This is a genomic window from Paracoccus sp. NSM (assembly GCF_052379855.1).
Classification (GTDB): Bacteria; Pseudomonadota; Alphaproteobacteria; order Rhodobacterales; family Rhodobacteraceae; genus Paracoccus.
Window position 1 is genome coordinate 110,338 of sequence record NZ_JBQTCG010000002.1, and the last position, 21,652, is coordinate 131,989.

Consider the following 21,652-nt stretch of genomic DNA (forward strand, 5'->3'; position numbering starts at 1 on the left):
AGGTGGGGTCATTCCTCGTCCTCCTTGTCGTCGCCGAAGGCGGCATCGTCGGCGAATTCATCCTCGCCCTCGTTGACGTATTTCGCGCTGAGGGTGATCGAGTGATTGTCGTGGATCGGGTCCATGACCACGTCCGAGGGGATTTCGCCAGTGAGCCAGTCGCGCAATTCCTCGCGGATCTCCTCTACCTCCTGGCCGGTCGCTTCGGCCAGATAGGCGATGAAGGCGCGCTGGTCGCCGTCGATCTCGTCAAGGTCGGATTCGTCGGCCTCGGGCCATTTGTCCAGGATCGCTTCGTAGAAAGCCGGCCAGTTGGCGGCCACATGATGCCATTTCATCAATATCCTCCTGCGGGGATGCCGCCCTGAACCCAACGGGCAACCCCGGTGATGTCCTCGCCGACGCCGGCGATGGTGTTGCACCCGGCCAGTATGGCACAGGCTGTCACCGTAACCAAAATCATCCGCATCAGTTCGCCTCCTGCCACCACGTTTCGGGCATGAAGCCCGGCCAGTCGCCGTAAATGGGCGTCCTGTCAGGATATTTCAGGTCCGAGGCATGCGCCAGCCGAGAGATGGGCGAAAAGCTGACCGGGATCACATAGCGGCCTGCCGTCAGGATGCGATCCAGCGCCTGCACGGCGGCGGTGAAGTCCTCGGCATCCTCGGCCTGCGCCATGCGGTCGATCATCGCCTCGGCCGCCGGGCTGTTCATGCCCATCCAGTTGCGCGTCCCCGGTTCGGTCACGCCCTGCGCACCCCAGTAAAGCCGCTGCTCGTTGCCGGGCGACAGCGACAGGCCGCGTTCATACCAGGCCATGTCGAACTGGTAATTGTTCGTCCGCTCGACATATTGCGCGGAATCCAGCAGCGTCACGCGGGGCGTGATGCCAAGCGGACGCAGCGCCTCGATATAGATGTTCACGATCTGCTGCGTCTCGGACGAGGTGCGCATCGCGGTGCCCGACTGGTTCAGCAGGATCTCGAAGGCGAAGGGCTGGCCCGCCGCGTTTCGCATCTGCCCGTCCTGCACGCCCCAGCCCGCCTCTTCCATCAGGGCCATCGCGCGGCGGACGGCGGCCCGGTCCATCGCCCGGTCGCTGCCTTCGGGCAGGCTGTAGCCCTCCAGCGTGCCGGGGGGCAGGTCGGCGGCGAAGGGTTCCAGCAGCTCGGCCACCCGGCCCGTGGCGGGGCCGTGATCCATTCCCAGGACCGAGTTCGAGAAATAGGACGTGATGCGCGGATCGACGCCCCCGTTCAGCGTCTGGTTGATGAAGGGGAAGTTGAACATCTCGATCATCGCCTGACGCACCCGCCAATCGTCAAAGATCGGGTTGCGCGTGTTCATCACAAGACCGACGATCCCCGAAGGCCGCTGGTTGGGGATTTCCGACAGGGTGACATCGCCGCGCGTGACCAACGGGAAGTTGTATTCCTGCGCCCAACGTTGCGCGCTGAGTTCGCGCCAGACCGTCACCTCGCCCGCCTTGAAGGCCTCGAACATGGCATTGGCGTCGCCGAAGTAATCGTAGCGAATCACGTCGAAATTGTGCAGGCCCTGCGTCACGGGCAGGTCATTGCCCCAATAATCGGGGTTGCGCCGGAAGCTGATCGCGCGGCCCGGATCGACGCGGTCGATCACATAGGGGCCGGACCCGATCGGCGGCTCAAGGCTGCTGTCGGTGAAATCCTGACCTTCCCATTGCGCCTTTTTCAGGATCGGGCGCATCCCCATCAACAGCGGCAATTCGCGGTCGATTTCCGAGAATGTCAGACGCAGGCTGCGTTCGCCCGTCTGCTCCATCGAGGCGACCTTGGACCAGGCCGAATGATAGCGCGGATGGCCTTGCGTCCCGAGCGTCTCGTAGGACCACATCACGTCCTCGATGGTGACGGGGCTGCCATCGGAAAAGCGCGCCTCGGGGCGCAGCGTGAATTCGACCCAAGACCGGTCGGGCGCGGTCTCGACCGTCTCGGCCAGCAGACCGTAAAGGGTGAAGGGCTCGTCAATCGACCGGATCATCAGCGATTCGGTGACATGCACACCGACGCCCCAAGCGGCGTTTCCTTTCAGCACCCAAGGCTTCAGGCTGTCGAATCCCCCCGGTTCCGCGAGGCGAATCGTGCCCCCCCGAGGGGCCGAGGGATTCGCATAGGGCAGGTGGGCGAAGCCCTGAGGCAGGGCAGGTTCTCCATAGATAGCAATGCCATGGGTGGGCTCGGCGAGGCTTGCCAGAGGCATTGCTGCAACACCGATTCCGAAGGCCGCGATCACGGGAACGAGACCCCTGATCGCGCATTCGTTAAGGATTCCGAAGATTCGCATCGCCCGCTGCCTCGTGCCGTTTCCTTTGCCGGCGATATCAACAGGCTTGCAAAGGAGGCGTCAACCAAGGCGGGAAGAACTGTGTTGGACTCGGGCGAACACTCGCGTATAAATAACCCACTGCTCGATAGGTTTCTTGCCTGTATGAAACCTGCCTCATGACTTGCGCCCGCCTTGTGCGGGCGCTTTTTTTTGCTCATGCTGCACCTGCGAAACCAGCGGGAGGGCGCCTTGCGTTCCGCGCCAGGCAAGTGAGGAGCAGCCGATGTTTCAGAAATTCCTGACGGGCAAGACCGCCATCGTGACGGGCTCGAATTCCGGGATCGGGCTGGGCGTGGCCACACGGCTGGCCCATGCGGGCGCCAATGTGGTGCTGAACAGTTTCACCGACCGCGACGAGGATCACGCGCTGGCCGAAAAGCTGGCCGCCGAACATGGGGTCAGCGTCCGCTACATCGCGGCCGACATGTCCAAGGGGGATCAATGCCGCGCTCTGGTCGAAAAGGCCGGGGCCTGCGACATCCTGGTGAACAATGCGGGCATCCAGCATGTCGCGGCGATCCCCGATTTCCCGGCCGAGAAGTGGGATGCGATCATCGCGATCAACCTCTCCTCGGCGTTCCACACGACGGCGGCGGCCCTGCCGATGATGCGGGCGGCGGGCTGGGGGCGGGTCATCAACATCGCCAGCGCCCACGGGCTGACGGCCAGCCCCTACAAATCGGCCTATGTCGCGGCCAAGCACGGCATTGTCGGGCTGACCAAGGTGACGGGTCTGGAAACCGCGCGCGAGCCGATCACCGCCAACGCCATCTGTCCGGGCTACGTCCTGACGCCGCTGGTCGAGGCGCAGATCCCCGACACGATGGAGAAATACGGCATGGGCCGCGAGGATGTGATCGAGAAAGTCCTGCTGGAGCGTCAGCCCTCGAAGGATTTCGCCACCACGGATCAGCTTGGGGATACGGCGGTCTTCCTGTGCAGCGATGCCGCCGCCCAGATCACCGGCACGACGATCAGCGTGGATGGCGGCTGGACGGCGTTGTGAGACGCCCGGTTCAGGAACTTGTGATCACCTGAGACGTTCGCCTGTCAGATCGACACATGAACGACGAAGGAGACGGGCGATGAAAGGTCTTGTGGCATGGTTTCTGGGGGTGCCGGTCTTCGTGATCATCCTGCTGTATCTCTTCGGCATCTTCTGATCACGGCCCGAAGCGGCACCCGGCATGAAAAAGGCGCCCCGCAGGGCGCCTTTTTCGTTTTGGCGGGCCTTGTCAGGCCAGCGCCTCGGCGATGGCCGCGCTGTCGGCATTGGTCAGCGTCTTGGCCAATTCACGGCGCAGGCGGAACTGCAATTCCTTGTGGTAATGCTTGCGCATCACGCCAAGGGTCGAGGGATCGGCGATGATCACGATATCCTCGACCCTGTTCTTCAGCACCATCCCGTTCAGGTGGCGCGTCAGATCTACGGCAAAGGCAGCCTCTTCCTCGTCGCGTGGGGTGTTGATCTCGTCGAGTTTCGGCGTCGTGGCAGGGTCGGCAAGGCTTTCCGGCGTCACGCGCCGGGGCTGGGCCAGGTCGATCCCGTGGCGTGCCTGATTGCGAAAGAGGGTGGCGGAATGGCCGTCGGCCACCACGACAAGGGCGTTATGGGGCAGCATCGGATTCTCCTTCTTGCTTCTGCTCGCCCTGTCCCAACGCGCCCGGTCAGGCGGAGTTGCAGCCCTCGCAGAACCGGCGGATCCGTGCCACGGCCTCGGTCAGGCGTTCGTCGCTGGTTGCGTAGGACACCCGGAAATGCGGGCTGAGCCCGAAGGCCGCGCCAAAGACAACCGCCACGCCTTCCTCGTCCAGCAGCGCATTGGCGAAATCCTCGTCGCTGTCGATGCGGCGACCGCTGCGCGAGACGGTGCCGATCAGCCCCGCGATCGAGGGATAGACGTAGAACGCCCCCTGCGGCACCGGGCAATCCAGACCGGGGCAGGCATTCAACCCGGCCACGACCAGATCGCGGCGGCGCTGGAACACCGCGCGGCTGTCGCGGATGTAGTCCTGCGGCCCTTCCAGCGCGGCCTCGGCGGCGTATTGGCTGACCGAGCAGGGATTGCTGGTGGATTGCGATTGCAGCATCGCCATGGCCTTGATCAGCGCCTGCGGCCCCGCGCCATAGCCGATCCGCCAGCCGGTCATGGCATAGGATTTGCTGACCCCGTTCATCGTCAGCACCCGGTCCTTCAGGCGCGGCTCGATCTGGGCCGGTGTGCAGAATTCGAAACCGTCGAAGACCAGATGTTCATAGATGTCGTCAGCCAGAACCCAGACCTGCGGATGACGCAGCAGCACATCGGTCAGCGCCTTCATCGACGCCCGGTCATAGCCGGCCCCCGACGGGTTCGAGGGCGAGTTCAGGATCAGCCATTTCGTGCGCGGCGTGATCGCGGCCTCCAGCGCCTCGGGCGTCAGGCGGAAACCCTGATCGGCGGGGCAGGGGAGGACGACCGGCGTGCCGCCCGCCAGCAACACCATGTCGGGATAGCTGACCCAGTAGGGCGCCGGGATGATCACCTCGTCACCCTGATCCAGCGTCGCCATCAGCGCGTTATAGAGGATCTGCTTGCCCCCCGTGCCGACCGTGATCTGCGAGGGCGCGTAGTCCAGCCCGTTCTCGCGCGCGAATTTCGCCGCGATGGCGCGCTTCAGCGACGCCGTGCCGTCCACCGGCGTATAGCGGGTATGGCCTGCATCGATGGCGGTCTTGGCGGCATCGCGGATCGTCTCTGGCGTGTCGAAATCGGGCTCTCCTGCCGACAGGGCGATGATGTCGCGCCCCTCGGCCTTCAGCTCGGCCGCGCGGGTCGTCATGGCGATGGTGGGCGAGGGCTTGATCTGGTCAAGTCGGGCGGACAGGAAAGCCATGGCGGGCCTCGTATTTGTCATCATGCGCGTCAGGGCTTACGCTGCCCGCGATCAACGGGCAAGGATGGCAGGATGGACAGCGACATTTATGGCGAGACCGTGGCGACCCTGGGCGACCGGCTGACCGCCGCGCGCGAAGCGGCGGGGCTCAGCGTCGAGGCTCTGGCCGACGAACTGGGCGTGCGGCCTGAAACCCAGCAGGGCTGGGAGGTCGATCAGGCCGAACCGGGCGCGCCGCTGATCGGTCAGATCGCCGCAAGGCTGGGGGTGACGCCGCAATGGCTGTTGACGGGCGAGGGCGAGCCGCCGCAAGAGAGGTCGCGACAGGCCGCACTGCTGGACGAACTGGCCGCGCTGCGCGCGCTGCTGGCCGAAGCCGAGCAGCGCATCGACCGTTTGCAAGAGGCACTGAGCCATGGATGAGACCACGACCGAATCGCCCGAACACCGCCTGAAGCGTCTGCACATGCGCAGCTGGCGCCGCGGCATGAAGGAGATGGACCTGATTCTGGGCCATTTCGCGGATGACCGGCTGGCCCGGCTGGAGGCCGCCGAACTGGATCTTTACGAGCGCCTGCTGTCGGAAAACGACCAGGACCTTTATTTGTGGGTCACTGCCCGGATCGGGGCCGAAGCACCGGCCGGGCGCAGCAAGCCCGACCCCGCTCTGGAACCCATGCTGGACGTGATCGCCGCGCATGCGGCTGCGCGTTTCGCCGCTGACTAAAATTCTTCGCATTCGGGCGCGGAATAATATGCGGGATTAACCGGCAATTCGGCTTTTGCTGTCATCGTCAGATCATGACGAACATGACAGGACGGCGAAAGATGCTTGCCCAAGCCCCGCAGGACCCGCGACCCGCTTTCGGTCTGCCCCAGGACGAGACCCTGTCCGACACCTCCGAGGCTTATCTGGAGGCCTTGCGGCTGTTGGAACGGATGCACCGGCTGATGCTGGATCTCGTCAAGGACGAGTTCGAACGCCTGCGCCAGACAGATCTGACGCCGGTCCAGGCGATGATCCTTTATAATCTCGGCGAGGCCGAGGTCAGCGCTGGCGAATTGCGCTCGCGCGGGATGTATCAGGGGTCGAATGTCAGCTACAACCTCAAGAAGCTGGTGACGATGGGCTATGTCCATCACGAACGCTGCGATCTGGACCGCCGCTCGGTTCGGGTGCGCCTGACGGCCGAGGGTCAGCGCATCCGCGAGATCGTGCGCCAGCTTTTCCTGCGCCATGCCCAAGGGCTGGCCATGTCGGGCGTGCTGGACGATCCGCCCTTGGACGATGTGAACATGCAGACCCGCCGCATCGAACGATTCTGGAGCGAGCAGATCCGTTATATCTATTGACGGCATGCCCGGCGCGGCACCGAAGCCGCGCCGGGGCGGACCTTACCAATGGCCGGTATTTTCCATGCTGGCCCAGGGCTCTTGCGGGGGCAGGTGTTCGCCCTCTTGCAGCAGTTCGATCGAGATATTGTCGGGGCTGCGGACAAAGGCCATGTGTCCGTCGCGCGGCGGTCGGTTGATGGTGACGCCCGCATCCATCAGGCGCTGGCACATCTCGTAGATATTGCCGACCCGATAGGCGAGATGGCCGAAATGGCGGCTGTCCGATGGCAGCCCCTCGTCGCCGTCCCAGTTATGGGTCAGTTCGACCGGGCATTCCGGCTGGCCGGGCGGGGCCATGAAGACCAAAGTGAAGCGGCCCTTTTCATTGTCGACGCGGCGCGTCTCTTCCAGGCCCAGCAGGCGGAAGAAGGCCATCGTCTTGTCCAGATCCTTCACGCGGACCATCGTGTGCAGATAGCGGATGTTCATGGGGACTCCTGTTCTTGCGCGCAGAGGCTGGCATGGCGCGCCGCCGGGTTCAACGCCGAGCAGGGCCGGAGGTTGCCGCAGGCCGCATCTTGACTTAGGACGAGGGCCATCGCGACCGCCCGAAGGGCGATTCATCACGACCGCCTGAGAGGATCCTGCGCTATGCCCCTGACACACGAACAGCAGGCCGAGATCGAATCCGAACGCGCCACGCCGCGCCAGACGCTGCGGGCGGTGTCGCCGGGGATGGAGGCGCGCCTTTACACCGCCCATCCAGTGCTGGATCACGGCTTCGTCCGGGTCATCGACTATATGGGCGACGACGCGGCGATCTGTCAGGCGGCGCGGGTCAGCTACGGCAAGGGCACGCGATCGGTCCAGAACGACGAGGGGCTGATCCGCTACCTGATGCGGCACTGGCATTCGACCCCGTTCGAGATGTGCGAGGTCAAGTTCCACGTCAAGCTGCCCGTGTTCGTCGCGCGCCAGTGGATCCGCCACCGCACCGCGAACGTGAACGAATATTCGGCCCGCTATTCGATCCTCGACCGCGAATTCTACATTCCGCGCGCCGAGCACTTGGCCGCCCAATCGACCCAGAACAACCAGGGCCGCGGCGAGGTTCTTCAGGGTGCCGAGGCCGAGCGTGTTCTTGATCTGCTGCGCGAGGATGCGATGCGCAGCTATGATCACTACGAATCGATGCTGAGCCAGGACGGCCAGAAGGGGCTGGCGCGCGAATTGGCGCGCATGAACCTGCCCGCCAACATCTACACCCAGTGGTACTGGAAGGTGGATCTGCACAACCTGCTGCATTTCCTGCGGCTTCGCGCCGATTCCCACGCGCAGTACGAAATCCGGGCCTATGCCGACCTGATGTGCGACATCGTGGCCGATTGGGTCCCGGCGGCCTTTGCGGCCTTCCGCGATTACCGGATGGATGCGGTCAGCCTGTCGGCGCAGGGCGCCGAGGCGTTGCGTCGGCGGTTGGCGGGGCAGGTCGTGACGCAGGAGAATTCCGGCATGGGCGCGCGCGAATGGCGCGAATTCGTCGAGGCCTGGGGCGAGTGATCAGCGCTCGAGCACCAGCAGGTTGCCCTCGAAACTGACACGCGCGAAGCGGCGCAGATAGGTCATGCCCAGCAGCGATACGCCCAGATCGCTGTTCAGAACCACCGCGCGCACATCGCGGTCGATGATGTCGCCGATGGCGAATTCGCGGATCGTGACGGGCGCGGTCGGCACCTGCCCGTTCGCGGTGACGGCAAGACCCGTATAGGTCAGCCGGTCCGGGTCCAGCCCGATCCGTCGTGCATCGCCCGGCGCCAGCGCCACGCTGGTTGCGCCGGTATCGACGACGAACTCGACCTCGACCCCGTTCAGCAGGGCGCGGATGTGGAAATGGCCGCTGCGTCCGGCGGGAACCTCGATCCGGTTGCCCTCGAAAACCTGCTGTTGCGGCTGGTTCCGGGTCATCCACCAATCGGCCGCGACGGCGAGGCCTGCAAAGATCACCAGCCACAGGATCAGCTGACGCAGCGCACGCCCGCCCCGGCCCGACAGTTCGAAAAGCATCGCGCCCCCGATCACCACCAGAAGCAGCGTCAGATAGGCCAGCCGGGCGATTTCGTCCGCCGGCATCAGACCAGTCCCGCCCCGATCAGCCCGTCGATGACGAACTGCACCGACAAGGCCGCCAGCAGCATCCCCAGAAGCCGTGTCACGACCATCGTGCCGGTCCGGCCAAGCGCGCGCGCCAGCGGTGTGGCCAGCACGAAAAGCAGCATCGCGATGCCCAGCACCGCCAGCATCATCACGTTGATCATCACCACATGACCGACGCCCTGACCCTCGCCGACCAGCAGGATCATCGTGGCCAGCGCGCCGGGCCCGGCCAGAAGCGGCATGGCCAGTGGAAAGACCGAAGGGTCCTGGCCGGGCGCGTCGGCCTCGGCCTGACCTTCGCGGCGCTCGGTCCGACGCTCGAACAGCATGTCGAGCGCGGTCAGGAACAGAAGCAGCCCCCCCGCGATTCGGAAGGCAGGCAGAGAGATGCCGATGCCTGTCAGGATCGCCTCGCCCACGAGGCCGAAGATCATCAGCAGGATCGCCGCCACGACCAGCGCCCGCAGGCCGATCCGGCGGCGTTCAGCGGCGCTCATGTCCGGGGTCAGCGCAATGAAGATCGGCGCCAGCCCGACGGGGTCGATGACCACGAAAAGCGTCACGAAAGCGGTGATGTAGGTGGCCATGTCCATGCGCCCTTATCGCCGGTTCGCCGCGCCGTGCCAAGCCGCCCCGCCTGCGACCGGCTGCCCCCGCATCCGGCATCGCATCCAAAATGCCGCCCCCGGTTCACGGGAAAGGGCTTTGCAATCCGCGCGCCAAGAAACTAAATCTGGGGCGCGGGCGGTCGGGCCGCCTGCAGAGGGAGTTTCTCATGTTGAACAATATCGGCCTTCCCGGCCTTCTTCTGATCGCGGTAGTCGTGCTGGTGCTGTTCGGGCGCGGCAAGATCTCGTCGCTGATGGGCGAGGTCGGCAAGGGCATCACCGCCTTCAAGCGGGGCGTCAAGGACAGCTCTGACGAGGTCGAGGGCGCTTCGAAAGAGGCGACGCGCGATCTGCCGGGTGCCGCTCCCGGAGACCGTGCGCGCGACGTGACGCCGGGGACCACCCCGTCGCAGGGTTCCGAACGCAACTGATCCGCGAAAGGCGCGTCCCATGCTGGACATCGGCTGGACCGAACTGCTGTTGATCGGCGTCGTGGCGCTGATCGTGGTCGGTCCCAAGGATCTGCCGCACCTGTTTCATTCGCTTGGCCGGGTCACGGGCAAGCTGCGCGGCATGGCGCGCGAGTTCAGCTCGGCCATGGAGGATGCCGCCAAGGGCTCGGGCCTGGACGAGGCGGCGGGTACGCTGCGCGACATGAAGTCGCTGACCTCGAAGAAGGCGCTTGGCCTCGACGCGCTGGATCGCGCCACCGAGCGTTTCGAGAAATGGGAGCCGGGCCGCCCCGCGCGCCATCAGGACGCGCCGAAGCCGGATCCGGCGGCCCCCGCGCCCGGAGCCACGGCTTCGACGCCGGTTTCGGCGTCTGCCGAGCTTTCTGCCCCGGTCGCGCCCCCGGTCGATCCGGCGCCGCAGAATCAGGGGCGCAGGCTGCATGCCGTTCGCCGCTCTGACATGAAAGATCAGTGACTTGGCCGCAAATACTCCGCAGGACGACGACATCGATGACAGCTCTGCCCCGCTGATCGAGCATCTGGCCGAGCTTCGGACCCGCATCATCTGGTCGCTGGTGGCTTTCATCGCCGCGATGGTGCTCTGCTATACGGTCTGGAATCCGATCTACAACTTCCTGACCCGCCCGATCTGTTCCGCGCTGGAGGATCGCAGCCAGGAATGCGGGCTGATCCTTCTGAAGCTGCAAGAGGGTTTCTTTGTCGCCATCCGCATCTCGTTGCTGGGGGGCTTCGTGCTGGCCTTTCCGGTCATCGCCTACCAGATGTGGCGCTTCGTGGCGCCGGGCCTCTACCGCAATGAGAAACGGGCCTTCCTGCCGTTCCTGATCGCCTCGCCGGTGATGTTCTTCCTGGGCGCTGCCTTCGCCTATTACATCATCCTGCCAATGGCTTACGCGTTCTTCCTTGGATTTCAGCAGGGGCCGCTGCAATTGCCGGACGATCCGGCGGGGGTGGCTGAGGGCGCCACCAATATGGCGGCCATCGTGTTCCAGGGGTCGGTCGATGAATATCTGTCGCTGACGACCAAGTTCATTCTGGCTTTCGGCCTGTCCTTCCAGTTGCCTGTCCTGCTGACGCTGATGGGGCGGGCGGGGCTGGTCTCGGCTGCGGGTCTGGCCAGCGCGCGTCGCTATGCCGTTCTGGCGATCCTGGTCCTGGCCGCGCTGGCGACGCCGCCCGACGTGATCTCGCAGGTGGTGCTGTTCACGGTGGTCTACGGGCTTTACGAGGTCTCGATCCAGCTGGTCCGCCGCATCGAGAAGCGCCGCGAGGCCGAATTGCGTGCCCAGGGGCTGTGGGTCGAGGACGAGCCGTGAGCCGGGCGTCGCTGGACCGCATCGCTTCCGCGCTGGAGCGTCTGGCCCCGCCGCCGGTGCCTCTGCCCGATCTGACGGGCGCCGATGCCTATGTCTGGCACCCCGATCCCGACCGGCTTGAGCCTGTGGCGCGGGTGGACCGCGTTCCCCTGACGCAGCTCATCGGCATCGACCGGTCGCGCGACACGCTGTTGGCCAACACGCTGCAATTCGCGCGCGGTCATGGCGCGAACAACGCGCTGCTCTGGGGCGCGCGGGGGATGGGGAAATCCTCGCTGGTCAAGGCCGTCCATGCCGAGGCCGTGGCCCAGGGCCTGCCGCTGATCCTGGTCGAGATCGCGCGCGACGACCTGTCCTCGGTCAGTCGCCTGCTGGCGGTTCTGGGGGCGGCCCCGCAGCATCGGTTCCTGCTGTTTGCCGATGACCTGTCCTTTGGCCATGACGACGCGCAATACAAGTCGCTCAAGGCGGTGCTTGATGGCGGGATCAGCGGGCGGCCTGCGAATGTGATCCTTTATGCGACCTCGAACCGGCGCCACCTGATGCCGCGCGACATGATCGACAATGAACGCGCCAGCGCCATCCATCCCGGCGAGGCGGTCGAGGAAAAGGTCTCGCTGTCGGATCGTTTCGGGCTGTGGCTGGGCTTTCATCCCTGCGATCAGGACCAGTTCCTGGCCATGATCCAGGGCTATTGCGACGCCGCCGGGCTGCTCATCGACCCCGCCACCCTGCGGGCCGAGGCGATCGAGTGGCAGGCCACGCGCGGCGCACGATCCGGGCGGGTTGCCTGGCAATTCTTCTGCGATCTGGCGGGCCGTCATGGCCTGTCGCCCTGACCGCGCATTTCGCTTGCTTGCTCAGGCCCTTGCGGGTTTCATGCGGCCATGAGCGAGCGTGGCGCCCTGCATGTCCTGACCGGAACCCGCATCCGCGAGCGGCGCCTTGCCCTGTCGCGCAGGCAGGCCGAGGTCGCGCGCGCGGTGGGCATCTCGCCGGCCTATCTGAACCTGATCGAACATAACCGTCGCCCGGTCACGCCGGAATTGCTGGCCAAGCTGGCGACGGAATTGCAGGTGCCGCCCGACGAACTGTCCGAGGGCCGCGAAGAGGCGCGCATCGCCGCCCTGCGCGAGGCCGCCGCGCATCCCTCGTCGCAGGGCGTCTCGCCGGAGCTCGATCAGGCCGCCGAGTTCCTGGCCCGCTTTCCGGGCTGGTCGGCGCTGCTCTTGGCGCAGAGCCGCCGCGCCGTCGCGATGGAGCGTCAGCTGATCGACCTGTCGGACCGCATGACGCACGACCCCTATCTGCTGGCGGCGCTGCACGAGGTCCTGTCGGCGGTGACGTCCCTGCGCTCGACCGCCTCGATCCTGGTCGAAGAGGACGAGATCGCGCCCGAATGGCGGATGCGCTTTCACGCCAATCTGGCCGAGGACAGCCAGCGCCTGTCCGTCACCGCGCAGGAACTGGTCCGCTATGTGGACAGTTTCGAGGCCGAAGGCACGCCCCTGACCCCGCAGGAAGAGGTCGAGGCCTGGCTGGATGCGGGCGCCGCCGATCCCGACGGCGCGGCGGAACTGGCCTCGGACGCGGCGCGCGCGCTGGCCGCGCGGATCGCGCGCGAGATGCTGGCCGACCGGATCGAGCTGCCCGATGCGCGTCTGGCGGCCGTGCTGAACGCCACCCGGGCGCGCGATCCGCTGCTTCTGGCGGGCGATATGGGCTTGCCGCTGGATCTGGTCATGCGGCGGCTGGCGATGCTGCGCCCTGCGGGCTACGAGGGTGCCGGGCTGGTTATATGCGACGGCTCGGGGGCGCTGACGCTGCGCCGCGCGGCGCCCGGTTTCCCCTTGCCGCGACCGGGGGATGCCTGCCCGCTCTGGCCGCTTTATCTGGCGCTGGCCATGCCGCAGACGGCCATCGCCCGCCATATCGTGACGCCCGAGGGGCGGCTGTTCCGCTCGCTCAGCTTTGCGACGCGCAGTCAACCCCTTGGGCTGGACGGGCCGGTGCTGCTGCGCGGTCACATGCTGCTGTTGCCTGCCGAGGGGCCAGCGCCTGCCGATGCGCTGATGGTGGGGCCGGCCTGCCGGATCTGTCCGCGCACCGAATGCCCCGCCCGGCGCGAGCCCTCGATCCTGGCGCCGCTGCCCGGCCGCCAGCCCCGCGCGCCCTCCCGCTCCCGCGGCTGAGACCACGCGGGCTTTGACACCGGGGCGCTTTCCGGACCATTATCACACCGCGTTGAGGGGGAGGCGCCGGATGCCCATGGACATCCTGATGATCGAGGATGAGCCCAACATCGCCGAGGCGGTGCGCTTCATCCTGACCCGCGAGGGGTGGCAGATCGGGCTGCATGACGACGGCGCGGGCGGGATCGAGGCGATCACCCGGCAGCGCCCGCGTCTGGTGATCCTGGACCTGATGCTGCCCAACCGCTCGGGGGCCGAGATCCTCGGCGATCTGCGCGCCGCCGATGACCCCGACCTTGCCGCGACCCCGGTCCTGATGCTGACCGCGCGCGGCGAGACGGCCGAGGCCGGGCAACAGGCCGACGCGGTTCTGGCCAAGCCCTTCGCCAATGACGAACTGCGCGCCATCGTGCGCCAGATGCTGGGATGAGACCGGCGCGGGGCATCGCGCCGGGCGGTGCGGCCCTGCCGCGCGAAGGACAAGCCCATGCCTGAAAAGCCCCTGTTTCTGGAACGCGCCTCGTTTCACCGCCGTCGGCTGGGCGACGCGGCGCGCGTGCTGCCGGTGCTGTCGGTGGTTCTGGTGCTGCTGCCGGTCTGGTGGGCGCCTGCGCTGGTTAGTTTCGCGGGCGGGGTCCTGTGGTTCTTTCTGCTCTGGGCGGGGCTGATCCTGGCGGTCTGGGCGCTGCACCGCGCGCTGCTGCGGGCCGAGGCCGCGACCGTCCGCGCCAGCGAGGCCGTCGCCGCGGGCCAGAACCAGCCCGAGGCCAGGCCGCAGGCCCGCCTGGCTGACGGGAATGCCCCCCGGAGCCCGGAGGACCGCCCGAATGCCCTTTGAGACGCTGCTGGCGATCTGCCTTGCCTATGTCGTCCTGATGTTCGTCGTGGCCTTTGCCGCCGACCGGGCGGCCGCGCGCGGCCATGTGCGCTGGCTGGATCACCCGCTGGTCTATACGCTGTCGCTGTCGGTCTATTGCTCGGCCTGGACCTTCTATGGCGCGGTGGGCTACGCCTCGCGGTCCGGGCTGGAATTCCTGACCATCTATCTGGGGCCGACGCTGGTCTTCACCTGCGCGTGGTGGGGCCTCAGGCGGCTGGTCCGGGTGGCGCGGATGCACCATGTCACCTCGGTCGCGGATCTGGTCTCGGCCCGGTTCGGCAAGTCGAACAAGCTGGCCGCGCTGGTGACGCTGATCGCGGTCATCGCCTCGACCCCCTATATCGCGCTGCAGCTGAAATCGGTCAGCCTGTCCTTCGAGGTCTTCGCCACCGACACGCCCGAGGCGCCGATCATCAACGGTGCCACGCTTGGCGGCACGGCGGGCTGGGTCGCGGCCGGTCTGGCGCTGTTCACGATCCTCTTCGGCACCCGCAATCTGGCCGCCGATGAACGCCATCACGGCGTCGTCACCGCCATTGCGCTTGAGGCTATCGTCAAGCTGCTGGCGTTCATGGCGCTTGGCATTTTCGTGGTCTGGGGTCTGGCGGACGGCCCCGCCGACATCATGGCCCGCATCGCCCGCGCCGCCGAGGCCCCCGAGAATGCCGAGGGCTGGCTGTTGCGCGCCGACCGCTGGACGGCGTTGAACATCGTGGCGGCGGCGGCAATCCTGACCCTGCCGCGCATGTTTCAGGTGATGGTCGTCGAGGCCGCCGACGAGGAACGCCTGACCGTCGCGGGCTGGGCCTTTCCGGCCTATCTGTTCGCCATGTCGCTGTTCGTCATGCCCATCGCCGTGATGGGGCGCGAGCTTCTGCCGGCGGGCGCGAACCCGGACCTCTATGTCCTGACCCTGCCCGCGTCTCAGGGGCAGGACATGCTGGCGATGCTGGTCTTTCTGGGCGGGTTCTCGGCGGCGACCTCGATGGTGGTGGTCTGCGCCATCGCTGTCGCCACGATGGTCTCGAACCATTGGCTGGTGCCGTTGTGGCTGTTGATGCGGAAAACCCCCGAGGGCGAGGCGACCGATCTGCGCGGCTTCGTCCTCAACGCCCGCCGGATCGCCATTCTGGCTGTCGTCGCGGCGGGGTGGGTCTATCATCAGGCCTCGGAAGGTTCGGCCGCGCTGGCGGCGATGGGGTTGGTCGCTTTTGTCGGCATGGCACAGGTTCTGCCCGCGATGATCGGCGGGCTTTTGTGGCGGGGCGCCAACCGCAAGGGCGCCTATGCCGGGATCGGCACGGGCTTCGTTCTGTGGATGGCGCTGATCTTCCTGCCCTCGATCGGGCTGGGGGGCGATCTGCCGGTGCCCGGCGGGATGGACCCCTGGGCGATGGCGGTGTTCCTGTCGCTTTCGGCCAATACGCTGGCCTTCATCGCCGTGTCGATCTTTGGCTTCCCCGATCCGGTCGAGCGACTGCAGGGCCTCAGTTTCGTCTCTGCGGTCGAGCCGATCCGCCACAGCCGCATGATGCGCTCGGACGACCGGGCCGAACCGCTGCTGGCCATGGCGCGCCGGGTCTGGGGCCCCGAGGAGGCCCTGCGCTACTTCCAGGCCGAGGCCCAAGCGCAGGGGAAGTCCGGCTATCTGCCCGACCTGACCCCACGTTTCCTGACGCGGCTGGAACGTCGCCTGGGCGGCTCGATCGGGTCGGCCACGGCGCATGCGATGATCGACCGCGTGGCGGGGGGCGTGGCGCTGACGGTCTCGGACCTTTTGCAGGTCGCCGACGAGGCGCAGCGCGCCAAGGAAGAGACGCAGCGTCTGGAAAGCGCGCGTGCCGAGCTGGCCGTCACCGCCCGCCAGCTGCGCGAGGCCAATGACAAGCTGACCGCGCTGTCGGTGCAGAAGGACGCGTTTCTCAGCCAGATCAGCCACGAATTGCGCACGCCCATGACTTCGGTCCGGGCCTTCTCGGAAATTCTCAAGGACCCCAGCCTGACACCCGACGAACGCGCCCGTTTCGCCGGAATCATCCATGACGAAGCCGGACGGCTGACGCGCCTTCTGGACGATCTGCTGGACCTGTCGGTTCTGGAAAGCGGGCGGGCGCAGCTGTCGATCTCGGTCGCCAATCTGCACGACCTCATCAACCGCGCGCTCAGCGCCGCCTCGGCCACCCGCCCCGAGCGCAGCTTCCTGATCGACCGCGACATGAGCAGCGAGCATCTGGGCATCATCACCGACGCCGACCGTCTGCTGCAGGTGTTGATCAACGTCATCTCGAATGCGCGAAAATACTGCGATTCGGCGCGGCCCTTGTTGATCCTGCGGGTCCAGAACCTCGAATCCGATGGCACGATCATCGACATCATCGACAATGGCAGCGGCATCGACAGCGCCCGCCAGTCGCTGATCTTCGAGAAATTCGCCCGCCTGAACGATCCCGCACGGGCGGGCGGGGCGGGTCTGGGCCTCGCCATCTGCCGCGAGATCATGGCCGCGCTTGGCGGAGACATCTCGTATCTGCCGGGGCAGGGGGGCGCGGCCTTCAGGATCAGGCTGCCAAAACGACCCCCGGTCGGGGCTTCGGCAGCAGGAAGCTCGGCGGCGTAAACGCTTTCTAAACCCCTGGCGTGCAATCTGGCCCGGATGAAAGGGGATTCGGGGCGCGATGACGATCCAGCACGATGACAGCGACCGCGATCAGGCGCAGGCCTCGCCACCGGGCGCGATGCCGGGGGTGCTGCGGCGAATGCTTGCGGCGCGGCACCGGATGGAACGCGATCAGGGCAAGCCACCGAATCTGCCCAAGGCCGCGCCCGTCACGCCCGCCCGCGCGGCGGCGACGGCTTGCGGGCGGGTGGCGGACCGGCTCTATGGTCTGGCGGTGCGCCCCCTCGCGGTCGAGCCGGGGGCGATGACGCTGGCGGAATTGCCGGAATTGCTGCCGGAACGCGCGCTGCTGGCGGTGCTGCAAGGGCCGGGCGATTGCATCGGCACGCTGGCCCTCTGCCCCGAGGTCGTCGCCGCGCTGGTCGAGATTCAGGCGCTTGGCCGCGTGACCGCGCGCCCTGTCGAACGCCGCCGTCCCACCCGCAGCGAGTCGATGCTGTGCACCGATTTCGTCGATGCGCTGATGGCCGAGCTGCAATCCGCGCTCCAGGGGTTGCCGGGCTTTGCGCACGTCCCGCGGATGCGATTCGCCACCGCGCTGGACGATCCGCGCCCGCTGTCGCTGATGCTCGAGGACAGGCCGTTTCGCAGCATCGCCTTCCACCTTTCGCTTGGCGGCACCGAGACCCGGGAGGGACGGATGCTGCTGGTCATGCCCCAAGACGAGGATGCCGTTCCCGAACCCGTGCCGGAACGCATGGTCGAACGCGTGGCCGCGCCTGCCGAGCCTACTCCGCCCTCGGCCGAGACCATGCCCGACATCCCGGTCGATCTGGTGGGTATTCTGTGCCGCCGCACCGTGACGCTTGGCGAATTGCGGGGCTTGGGCGCGGGCAAGCTGCTGCATCTGCCGCGTGTGCGGCTGGCCGATGCGCGGGTCGAGACGTTGCAGGGCCAGCTGGTCGCCAGCGGCAAGTTCGGCGAATACGAGGGCTGCCACGCGATCCGCCTTCAGGACCCCGATGCCCCCGCCGCCGAGGGTGAAGCGGCCTCTGCCGATGCTGCGCCCCCCCTGTCCGGCGCGCTCGGCCTGCCGCCGATGACGGCCGAGGGGGCCGAGTTCAGCGACGACCCGTTTCGCCCGGAACTGGCCCCTGCGATCCCCATCACGCTCTCCGTCGGGCGCGTGGTCGGGTGACGCACCGGGCTGCGCCGCGCTTTTTCCTTGAATTCCTGCCGCTCCGGACGCATTTAACGTCCGTCCCGAATCCTGCGGGGCGACTTTTACGGAGTGAACATGGCCAAGGAAGAAATGCTCGAATTCCCCGGCGTCGTGAAGGAACTCCTGCCCAATGCGACATTCCGGGTCGAGCTTGAGAACGGCCATGAGATCATCGCGCATATGGCAGGCAAGATGCGCAAGAACCGAATCCGGGTTCTGGCAGGCGACAAGGTCCAGGTGGAAATGAACACCTATGACCTCTCCAAGGGGCGGATCAATTATCGCTTCAAGTGAGACGGGCAGCGCCGCCCTGCACGGGGCCGTGATGCCGGTCAAGGACCGCCCGAGGCTGATCCTGGGATCGGCCAGCCCGAGGCGGCTGGAATTGCTGGGCCAGATCGGGATCGTTCCCGACGCGCTGCGCCCGGCCGATATCGACGAAACCCCGTATCCGGGCGAGGCACCGCGCGAATACGTGCGGCGGATGGCGCTTGAAAAGGCCGAGGCGCTTGCGCTTGCGGCTGACGAGGCGGTTCTTTGTGCCGACACGACCGTTTCGGTCGGGCGGCGCATTCTTGGCAAGCCCACCGACCGGGCCGAGGCCGGGACGTTCATGCGGCTCATGTCAGGGCGCCGGCATCTGGTCCTGACCGCCATCGCGCTGCGTCATGCGGGCCGCACCCGTCTGCGTCTGGTCGAGACCAAGGTTCGGATGCGTCCCATCGAGCCTGCCGCGCTTGAAAATTACCTTGATATCGGGGATTGGCAGGGCAAGGCGGGCGGCTATGCCATCCAGGGCGCGGCCGCAGCCTTCATTCCCTGGATCCAGGGCTCGTTTTCCGCCGTCGTCGGCCTGCCGCTTTCCGAGACGGCGACGCTGCTGGCCTCGGTCGGCATCCATCCGACACCGAAAGGACGTGACGCATGAAGGGCAGACAGGTCGTTCTGGGAACGCTTTTCGGTCAGGAGGCCGCAGCCCTGGTCGAGGATGGTGTGCTGGTCGATCTGCTGCCCTCGGCCGAGGCGCTGACGACGCTTGCGCCGGGTGCGATCTGTCGCGGCGTGACGGACCGGCTGATGAAGGGGCAGGGCGGCGCCTTTCTGCGCCTGCCCGACGGCCAGACCGGCTACCTGCGGGACCGCAAGGGGCTGGGCGAAGGCAAGCCGGTTCTGGTTCAGGTGACTGGCGTGGCCGAGCCGGGCAAGGCCGTGCCGCTGACCTCGCGGCTGATCTATCGCGGTCGGCTTGTGCTGGTGACGCCGGGCGCGCCCGGCGTTAACGTCTCGCGCCGCGTCCGAGACCCCGAGATCCGCGACGCGCTGCAGGCCCTGGGCGAGACGGCGCGGGGCGCGCGCGATCACGGGTTGATCCTGCGCGGCATCGCCGCCGAAGCCGAGCCCGACGAGGTCGCCGCCGAGATCGTCGAGCTGCTGGACCTCGCCGATCAGATCGGCGCCGAGGCCTCGGGCCCCCCCGAGTTGCTGCTGGACGCGCCGGGCGCGCATGAGCAGGCCTGGCTGGATTGGGGTGATCCGGCCCCTGACGCCATCGAAGAGGGCGAGGACAGCTTCGAACGATGCGGTGTCCTTGATGCCGTGGACGCGCTGCTGTCGCCGCGTGTTGTGCTGGGCGGGGGGGCGGATGCCTGGATCGAACAGACCCGCGCGCTGGTCGCGATCGACGTGAACACCGGCGCCGACAACAGCCCCGCAGCCTCGCTCAAGGCCAATATCGCGCTGGCCCGCGACCTGCCCCGGCAGCTGCGACTGCGGGGGATGGGCGGGCAGATCGTGATCGATTTCGCGCCCATGCCCAAGCGCGACCGCGGCACGCTGGAACAGGTGTTGCAGGCCGCGTTCCGCAGCACGGGCGCCGAGGTGACGCTGACCGGCTGGACCGCGATGGGCCTGTTCGAGATGAACCGCAAGCGTGACCGCGTGCCCCTGCGCCGTCTGGCCGAGGCCGTGGCGCACTGATGGCCTGTGCGATCTGCGCCCGCCCGGTCGATCCTCGCTATCGTCCGTTCTGTTCGAAACGCTGCGCCGACATCGATCTGGCAAAGTGGCTGCGCGGCGATTACGTCGTTCCCGGTGAGCCGGTCGAGGATCTGCCGCCACGCGACGAGGAACCTGCGCCGCGCGATTGAAAAAATTGCGATTGGGTCTGGACAGCGCCCTCGGTGCTTCGTAAACACCGCTCACCCGACGCCAAGCAGCGTCGCAAGGGTGCCCGGATAGCTCAGTTGGTAGAGCAGCGGATTGAAAATCCGCGTGTCGGCGGTTCAAATCCGTCTCCGGGCACCATCTTACAAACCCTCGATTTCAGGTCAGTTTTCGCGGTCGGTCGCGGCGCGTTCTGCAGCCCATGCACCTGCCGCCTCGACCGCCACCGGCGAGGCCGTGGGCAGGACGCCCAGATAGCTGTCGGTCTGTTCGGGACGCGGCCGTGTGCCTTGCATCAGCCGATAAAGCGCATAGCCCGCAATGGCGGCGAAGAAGGCGGCCAGAACCGGCCAGAAGGCGGTCGGCCCCAGCCCTTCCATCGCCCAGCCCGTCACCATCGGACCGACGATGGCCCCCAGCCCGAAGGTGAAGACCAGCCCGCCCGAGGCCGCCGGCATGTCCTCGACCGAAAGGGCGTCGTTCGTATAGGCCAGAAACAGCGCGTAGAGTGGCGTGGTCACGCCTCCGGCCAGGAAGGCTGCCGTCAGCAGCGGCGCCATCCCGTCGCCCGCCATCCAGCCCCGAAGGCAGGCCGCCGCCCCCGCCAGCGCCGCGCCGAGGATCAGCTTGCGCCGGTCGATCCGGTCAGAAAGCCAGCCGATCGGGTATTGCAGCACCAGCGCGCCCGCGAACAGGGTCGCCACGAACAGGGCGATCTGGCTGGCGCTCATGCCGATCTGGGTGCCGAAGACCGCCGACATGCCCGACTGGGTCGCATAGGCGCCGCCTAACAGGAAGATCCCCACCGTGCCGAGTGGCGAGGCCGACAGCAGCGCCCGCAGCGACATGGGCCTTGCGACCTCGGCCACGGGGGCGGGCATGACCGACAGAAGGATCGGCGCGAACGAGATCGAGACCAGGATCGAGGCGCCGATGAACAGCGCCGGACCCGCCGCGTCACCCAAGGTCAGCAGGCCCTGCGCCCCGATGATGCCAAGCGTCTGCGCGATCATGTAGGCCGACAGGACCTTGCCCCGCGTCTCGTTGGTCGAGGCCGCATTCAGCCAGCTTTCCGCCGCGACATAGACGCCCGACATGCAGAAGCCCACGAGCACCCGCAGAAGCGTCCAGGCCCAAGGTTCGGTCAGCAGCGGAAAGGCGATCAAGGCCGCCGACATAAAGCTGCCGAGCGCGGCGAAGACGCGGACATGGCCGACCCGGCGGATCATCACCGGCGTCAGCCGCGCCCCCGACAGGAAGCCGAGGAAATAGCCCGAAGTGATGACCGCCAATGCGACCGACGAAAAGCCCTCGATCCCGCCGCGCAGGCCGATCAGCGTGAAATGCATGCCGTTGCCCAGCATGATCAGCACGATCCCCAGCAACAGCGCCCAGATTCCGGCCAGGACAACCACCATATCGCCACCCCTTCCGGTCATGCGTCATGG

General features: G+C 66.8%; 26 protein-coding genes and 1 tRNA gene. 19 read left to right on the forward strand and 8 right to left on the reverse strand.

Annotation, left to right across the window (positions count from 1 at the left end; all coding sequences use genetic code 11):
• Window positions 1–8: 8 nt before the first annotated feature.
• Window positions 9–338: a hypothetical protein gene (locus ACTZWU_RS03635; RefSeq protein WP_444735998.1), complete on the reverse strand. Its 330-nt coding sequence runs from the start codon at window positions 336–338 to the stop codon at window positions 9–11.
• Between the two features lie 130 nt (window positions 339–468).
• A complete protein-coding gene (locus ACTZWU_RS03640; protein WP_444735999.1) occupies window positions 469–2,325 on the reverse strand; it encodes an extracellular solute-binding protein in 1,857 nt (618 codons plus the stop codon).
• Between the two features lie 265 nt (window positions 2,326–2,590).
• Between ACTZWU_RS03640 and ACTZWU_RS03645 the strand changes: the two genes are divergently transcribed.
• A complete protein-coding gene (locus ACTZWU_RS03645; protein WP_444736000.1) occupies window positions 2,591–3,373 on the forward strand; it encodes a 3-hydroxybutyrate dehydrogenase in 783 nt (260 codons plus the stop codon).
• A gap of 229 nt (window positions 3,374–3,602) precedes the next feature.
• On the opposite strand, the gene ACTZWU_RS03650 is transcribed toward ACTZWU_RS03645, so the two are convergent.
• Together ACTZWU_RS03650 and ACTZWU_RS03655 are read right to left on the reverse strand one after the other, a co-directional pair.
• Complete coding sequence (locus ACTZWU_RS03650) at window positions 3,603–3,989, reverse strand: baeRF12 domain-containing protein (protein WP_444736001.1); 387 nt, start codon at window positions 3,987–3,989, stop codon at window positions 3,603–3,605.
• 46 nt (window positions 3,990–4,035) lie between these two features.
• Window positions 4,036–5,244, reverse strand: a complete 1,209-nt coding sequence (locus ACTZWU_RS03655; RefSeq protein ID WP_444736002.1) for a pyridoxal phosphate-dependent aminotransferase — start codon at window positions 5,242–5,244, stop codon at window positions 4,036–4,038.
• Between the two features lie 72 nt (window positions 5,245–5,316).
• Between ACTZWU_RS03655 and ACTZWU_RS03660 the strand changes: the two genes are divergently transcribed.
• The 3 genes from ACTZWU_RS03660 (at window position 5,317) to ACTZWU_RS03670 (ending at window position 6,597) form a co-directional block, all read left to right on the forward strand.
• Window positions 5,317–5,667, forward strand: coding sequence for a helix-turn-helix domain-containing protein (locus ACTZWU_RS03660; RefSeq protein ID WP_444736003.1), 351 nt, complete (start codon window positions 5,317–5,319; stop codon window positions 5,665–5,667).
• On the forward strand, window positions 5,660–5,971 hold the full coding sequence (locus tag ACTZWU_RS03665; protein ID WP_444736004.1) for an FAD assembly factor SdhE: 312 nt from the start codon (window positions 5,660–5,662) through the stop codon (window positions 5,969–5,971). Before ACTZWU_RS03660 ends, ACTZWU_RS03665 begins: the two co-directional genes overlap by 8 nt.
• Before the next feature lie 212 nt (window positions 5,972–6,183).
• The gene (locus ACTZWU_RS03670) at window positions 6,184–6,597 is read left to right on the forward strand and encodes a MarR family winged helix-turn-helix transcriptional regulator (RefSeq protein WP_444736417.1); all 414 of its coding nucleotides are present in this window, start codon (window positions 6,184–6,186) and stop codon (window positions 6,595–6,597) included.
• Window positions 6,598–6,639: 42 nt separating this feature from the next.
• On the opposite strand, the gene ACTZWU_RS03675 is transcribed toward ACTZWU_RS03670, so the two are convergent.
• Window positions 6,640–7,068, reverse strand: a complete 429-nt coding sequence (locus ACTZWU_RS03675; RefSeq protein WP_444736005.1) for a VOC family protein — start codon at window positions 7,066–7,068, stop codon at window positions 6,640–6,642.
• 162 nt (window positions 7,069–7,230) lie between these two features.
• On the opposite strand from ACTZWU_RS03675, the gene thyX reads away from it, so the two are divergent.
• On the forward strand, window positions 7,231–8,139 hold the full coding sequence (thyX, locus tag ACTZWU_RS03680) for an FAD-dependent thymidylate synthase (RefSeq protein WP_444736006.1): 909 nt from the start codon (window positions 7,231–7,233) through the stop codon (window positions 8,137–8,139).
• On the opposite strand, the gene ACTZWU_RS03685 is transcribed toward thyX, so the two are convergent.
• Both ACTZWU_RS03685 and ACTZWU_RS03690 read right to left on the reverse strand, forming a co-directional pair.
• Complete coding sequence (locus ACTZWU_RS03685) at window positions 8,140–8,709, reverse strand: retropepsin-like aspartic protease family protein (RefSeq protein ID WP_444736007.1); 570 nt, start codon at window positions 8,707–8,709, stop codon at window positions 8,140–8,142.
• Window positions 8,709–9,326 carry a MarC family protein gene (locus tag ACTZWU_RS03690; RefSeq protein ID WP_444736008.1) on the reverse strand — a complete coding sequence of 206 codons (618 nt, stop codon included), beginning with the start codon at window positions 9,324–9,326 and terminating at the stop codon, window positions 8,709–8,711. Before ACTZWU_RS03690 ends, ACTZWU_RS03685 begins: the two co-directional genes overlap by 1 nt.
• Window positions 9,327–9,508: 182 nt before the next feature.
• On the opposite strand from ACTZWU_RS03690, the gene ACTZWU_RS03695 reads away from it, so the two are divergent.
• From ACTZWU_RS03695 to ACTZWU_RS03760, 14 genes are all read left to right on the forward strand, one after another.
• Window positions 9,509–9,772 (forward strand): twin-arginine translocase TatA/TatE family subunit, encoded by a 264-nt coding sequence (locus ACTZWU_RS03695; protein WP_444736009.1) that lies wholly within the window; start codon window positions 9,509–9,511, stop codon window positions 9,770–9,772.
• A gap of 19 nt (window positions 9,773–9,791) precedes the next feature.
• Window positions 9,792–10,268, forward strand: a complete 477-nt coding sequence (gene tatB / locus ACTZWU_RS03700) for a Sec-independent protein translocase protein TatB (RefSeq protein WP_444736010.1) — start codon at window positions 9,792–9,794, stop codon at window positions 10,266–10,268.
• 1 nt (window position 10,269) lies between these two features.
• Window positions 10,270–11,130, forward strand: coding sequence for a twin-arginine translocase subunit TatC (tatC, locus tag ACTZWU_RS03705; protein ID WP_444736011.1), 861 nt, complete (start codon window positions 10,270–10,272; stop codon window positions 11,128–11,130).
• Window positions 11,127–11,969: an ATP-binding protein gene (locus ACTZWU_RS03710; protein WP_444736012.1), complete on the forward strand. Its 843-nt coding sequence runs from the start codon at window positions 11,127–11,129 to the stop codon at window positions 11,967–11,969. The genes tatC and ACTZWU_RS03710 overlap by 4 nt, the downstream gene beginning before the upstream one ends.
• A gap of 48 nt (window positions 11,970–12,017) precedes the next feature.
• Window positions 12,018–13,322: a short-chain fatty acyl-CoA regulator family protein gene (locus ACTZWU_RS03715; protein WP_444736013.1), complete on the forward strand. Its 1,305-nt coding sequence runs from the start codon at window positions 12,018–12,020 to the stop codon at window positions 13,320–13,322.
• 70 nt (window positions 13,323–13,392) lie between these two features.
• Window positions 13,393–13,752 (forward strand): response regulator transcription factor, encoded by a 360-nt coding sequence (locus ACTZWU_RS03720; RefSeq protein ID WP_444736014.1) that lies wholly within the window; start codon window positions 13,393–13,395, stop codon window positions 13,750–13,752.
• 57 nt (window positions 13,753–13,809) lie between these two features.
• Entirely contained in the window at window positions 13,810–14,160 is a 351-nt protein-coding gene (locus ACTZWU_RS03725) for a hypothetical protein (protein WP_444736015.1), read from the forward strand.
• Window positions 14,150–16,819, forward strand: coding sequence for an ATP-binding protein (locus ACTZWU_RS03730; RefSeq protein ID WP_444736016.1), 2,670 nt, complete (start codon window positions 14,150–14,152; stop codon window positions 16,817–16,819). The genes ACTZWU_RS03725 and ACTZWU_RS03730 overlap by 11 nt, the downstream gene beginning before the upstream one ends.
• Window positions 16,820–16,877: 58 nt before the next feature.
• The gene (locus ACTZWU_RS03735; RefSeq protein ID WP_444736017.1) at window positions 16,878–18,017 is read left to right on the forward strand and encodes a FliM/FliN family flagellar motor switch protein; all 1,140 of its coding nucleotides are present in this window, start codon (window positions 16,878–16,880) and stop codon (window positions 18,015–18,017) included.
• A 99-nt stretch (window positions 18,018–18,116) separates the two neighbouring features.
• On the forward strand, window positions 18,117–18,335 hold the full coding sequence (infA, locus tag ACTZWU_RS03740; RefSeq protein WP_036636451.1) for a translation initiation factor IF-1: 219 nt from the start codon (window positions 18,117–18,119) through the stop codon (window positions 18,333–18,335).
• A 31-nt stretch (window positions 18,336–18,366) separates the two neighbouring features.
• Window positions 18,367–18,969, forward strand: a complete 603-nt coding sequence (locus ACTZWU_RS03745; RefSeq protein ID WP_444736018.1) for a Maf family protein — start codon at window positions 18,367–18,369, stop codon at window positions 18,967–18,969.
• Window positions 18,966–20,018, forward strand: a complete 1,053-nt coding sequence (locus ACTZWU_RS03750; protein WP_444736019.1) for a ribonuclease E/G — start codon at window positions 18,966–18,968, stop codon at window positions 20,016–20,018. Before ACTZWU_RS03745 ends, ACTZWU_RS03750 begins: the two co-directional genes overlap by 4 nt.
• The gene (locus ACTZWU_RS03755) at window positions 20,018–20,188 is read left to right on the forward strand and encodes a DNA gyrase inhibitor YacG (protein ID WP_444736020.1); all 171 of its coding nucleotides are present in this window, start codon (window positions 20,018–20,020) and stop codon (window positions 20,186–20,188) included. The genes ACTZWU_RS03750 and ACTZWU_RS03755 overlap by 1 nt, the downstream gene beginning before the upstream one ends.
• An 81-nt stretch (window positions 20,189–20,269) precedes the next feature.
• Window positions 20,270–20,345: transfer RNA gene (locus ACTZWU_RS03760), tRNA-Phe, on the forward strand.
• Between the two features lie 23 nt (window positions 20,346–20,368).
• On the opposite strand, the gene ACTZWU_RS03765 is transcribed toward ACTZWU_RS03760, so the two are convergent.
• Complete coding sequence (locus tag ACTZWU_RS03765; RefSeq protein ID WP_444736021.1) at window positions 20,369–21,622, reverse strand: MFS transporter; 1,254 nt, start codon at window positions 21,620–21,622, stop codon at window positions 20,369–20,371.
• Window positions 21,623–21,652: the final 30 nt, after the last annotated feature.

Bases quoted from the DNA above. Each gene is read 5' to 3' on its own strand.
- ACTZWU_RS03635 (WP_444735998.1), bottom strand. From the start codon at position 338: ATGAAATGGCATCATGTGGCCGCCAACTGGCCGGCTTTCTACGAAGCG.
- ACTZWU_RS03640 (WP_444735999.1), bottom strand. From the start codon at position 2,325: ATGCGAATCTTCGGAATCCTTAACGAATGCGCGATCAGGGGTCTCGTT.
- ACTZWU_RS03645 (WP_444736000.1), top strand. From the start codon at position 2,591: ATGTTTCAGAAATTCCTGACGGGCAAGACCGCCATCGTGACGGGCTCG.
- ACTZWU_RS03650 (WP_444736001.1), bottom strand. From the start codon at position 3,989: ATGCTGCCCCATAACGCCCTTGTCGTGGTGGCCGACGGCCATTCCGCC.
- ACTZWU_RS03655 (WP_444736002.1), bottom strand. From the start codon at position 5,244: ATGGCTTTCCTGTCCGCCCGACTTGACCAGATCAAGCCCTCGCCCACC.
- ACTZWU_RS03660 (WP_444736003.1), top strand. From the start codon at position 5,317: ATGGACAGCGACATTTATGGCGAGACCGTGGCGACCCTGGGCGACCGG.
- ACTZWU_RS03665 (WP_444736004.1), top strand. From the start codon at position 5,660: ATGGATGAGACCACGACCGAATCGCCCGAACACCGCCTGAAGCGTCTG.
- ACTZWU_RS03670 (WP_444736417.1), top strand. From the start codon at position 6,184: ATGCACCGGCTGATGCTGGATCTCGTCAAGGACGAGTTCGAACGCCTG.
- ACTZWU_RS03675 (WP_444736005.1), bottom strand. From the start codon at position 7,068: ATGAACATCCGCTATCTGCACACGATGGTCCGCGTGAAGGATCTGGAC.
- thyX (WP_444736006.1), top strand. From the start codon at position 7,231: ATGCCCCTGACACACGAACAGCAGGCCGAGATCGAATCCGAACGCGCC.
- ACTZWU_RS03685 (WP_444736007.1), bottom strand. From the start codon at position 8,709: ATGCCGGCGGACGAAATCGCCCGGCTGGCCTATCTGACGCTGCTTCTG.
- ACTZWU_RS03690 (WP_444736008.1), bottom strand. From the start codon at position 9,326: ATGGACATGGCCACCTACATCACCGCTTTCGTGACGCTTTTCGTGGTC.
- ACTZWU_RS03695 (WP_444736009.1), top strand. From the start codon at position 9,509: ATGTTGAACAATATCGGCCTTCCCGGCCTTCTTCTGATCGCGGTAGTC.
- tatB (WP_444736010.1), top strand. From the start codon at position 9,792: ATGCTGGACATCGGCTGGACCGAACTGCTGTTGATCGGCGTCGTGGCG.
- ACTZWU_RS03715 (WP_444736013.1), top strand. From the start codon at position 12,018: ATGAGCGAGCGTGGCGCCCTGCATGTCCTGACCGGAACCCGCATCCGC.
- ACTZWU_RS03720 (WP_444736014.1), top strand. From the start codon at position 13,393: ATGCCCATGGACATCCTGATGATCGAGGATGAGCCCAACATCGCCGAG.
- ACTZWU_RS03725 (WP_444736015.1), top strand. From the start codon at position 13,810: ATGCCTGAAAAGCCCCTGTTTCTGGAACGCGCCTCGTTTCACCGCCGT.
- ACTZWU_RS03730 (WP_444736016.1), top strand. From the start codon at position 14,150: ATGCCCTTTGAGACGCTGCTGGCGATCTGCCTTGCCTATGTCGTCCTG.
- ACTZWU_RS03735 (WP_444736017.1), top strand. From the start codon at position 16,878: ATGACGATCCAGCACGATGACAGCGACCGCGATCAGGCGCAGGCCTCG.
- infA (WP_036636451.1), top strand. From the start codon at position 18,117: ATGGCCAAGGAAGAAATGCTCGAATTCCCCGGCGTCGTGAAGGAACTC.
- ACTZWU_RS03745 (WP_444736018.1), top strand. From the start codon at position 18,367: ATGCCGGTCAAGGACCGCCCGAGGCTGATCCTGGGATCGGCCAGCCCG.
- ACTZWU_RS03750 (WP_444736019.1), top strand. From the start codon at position 18,966: ATGAAGGGCAGACAGGTCGTTCTGGGAACGCTTTTCGGTCAGGAGGCC.
- ACTZWU_RS03755 (WP_444736020.1), top strand. From the start codon at position 20,018: ATGGCCTGTGCGATCTGCGCCCGCCCGGTCGATCCTCGCTATCGTCCG.
- ACTZWU_RS03765 (WP_444736021.1), bottom strand. From the start codon at position 21,622: ATGGTGGTTGTCCTGGCCGGAATCTGGGCGCTGTTGCTGGGGATCGTG.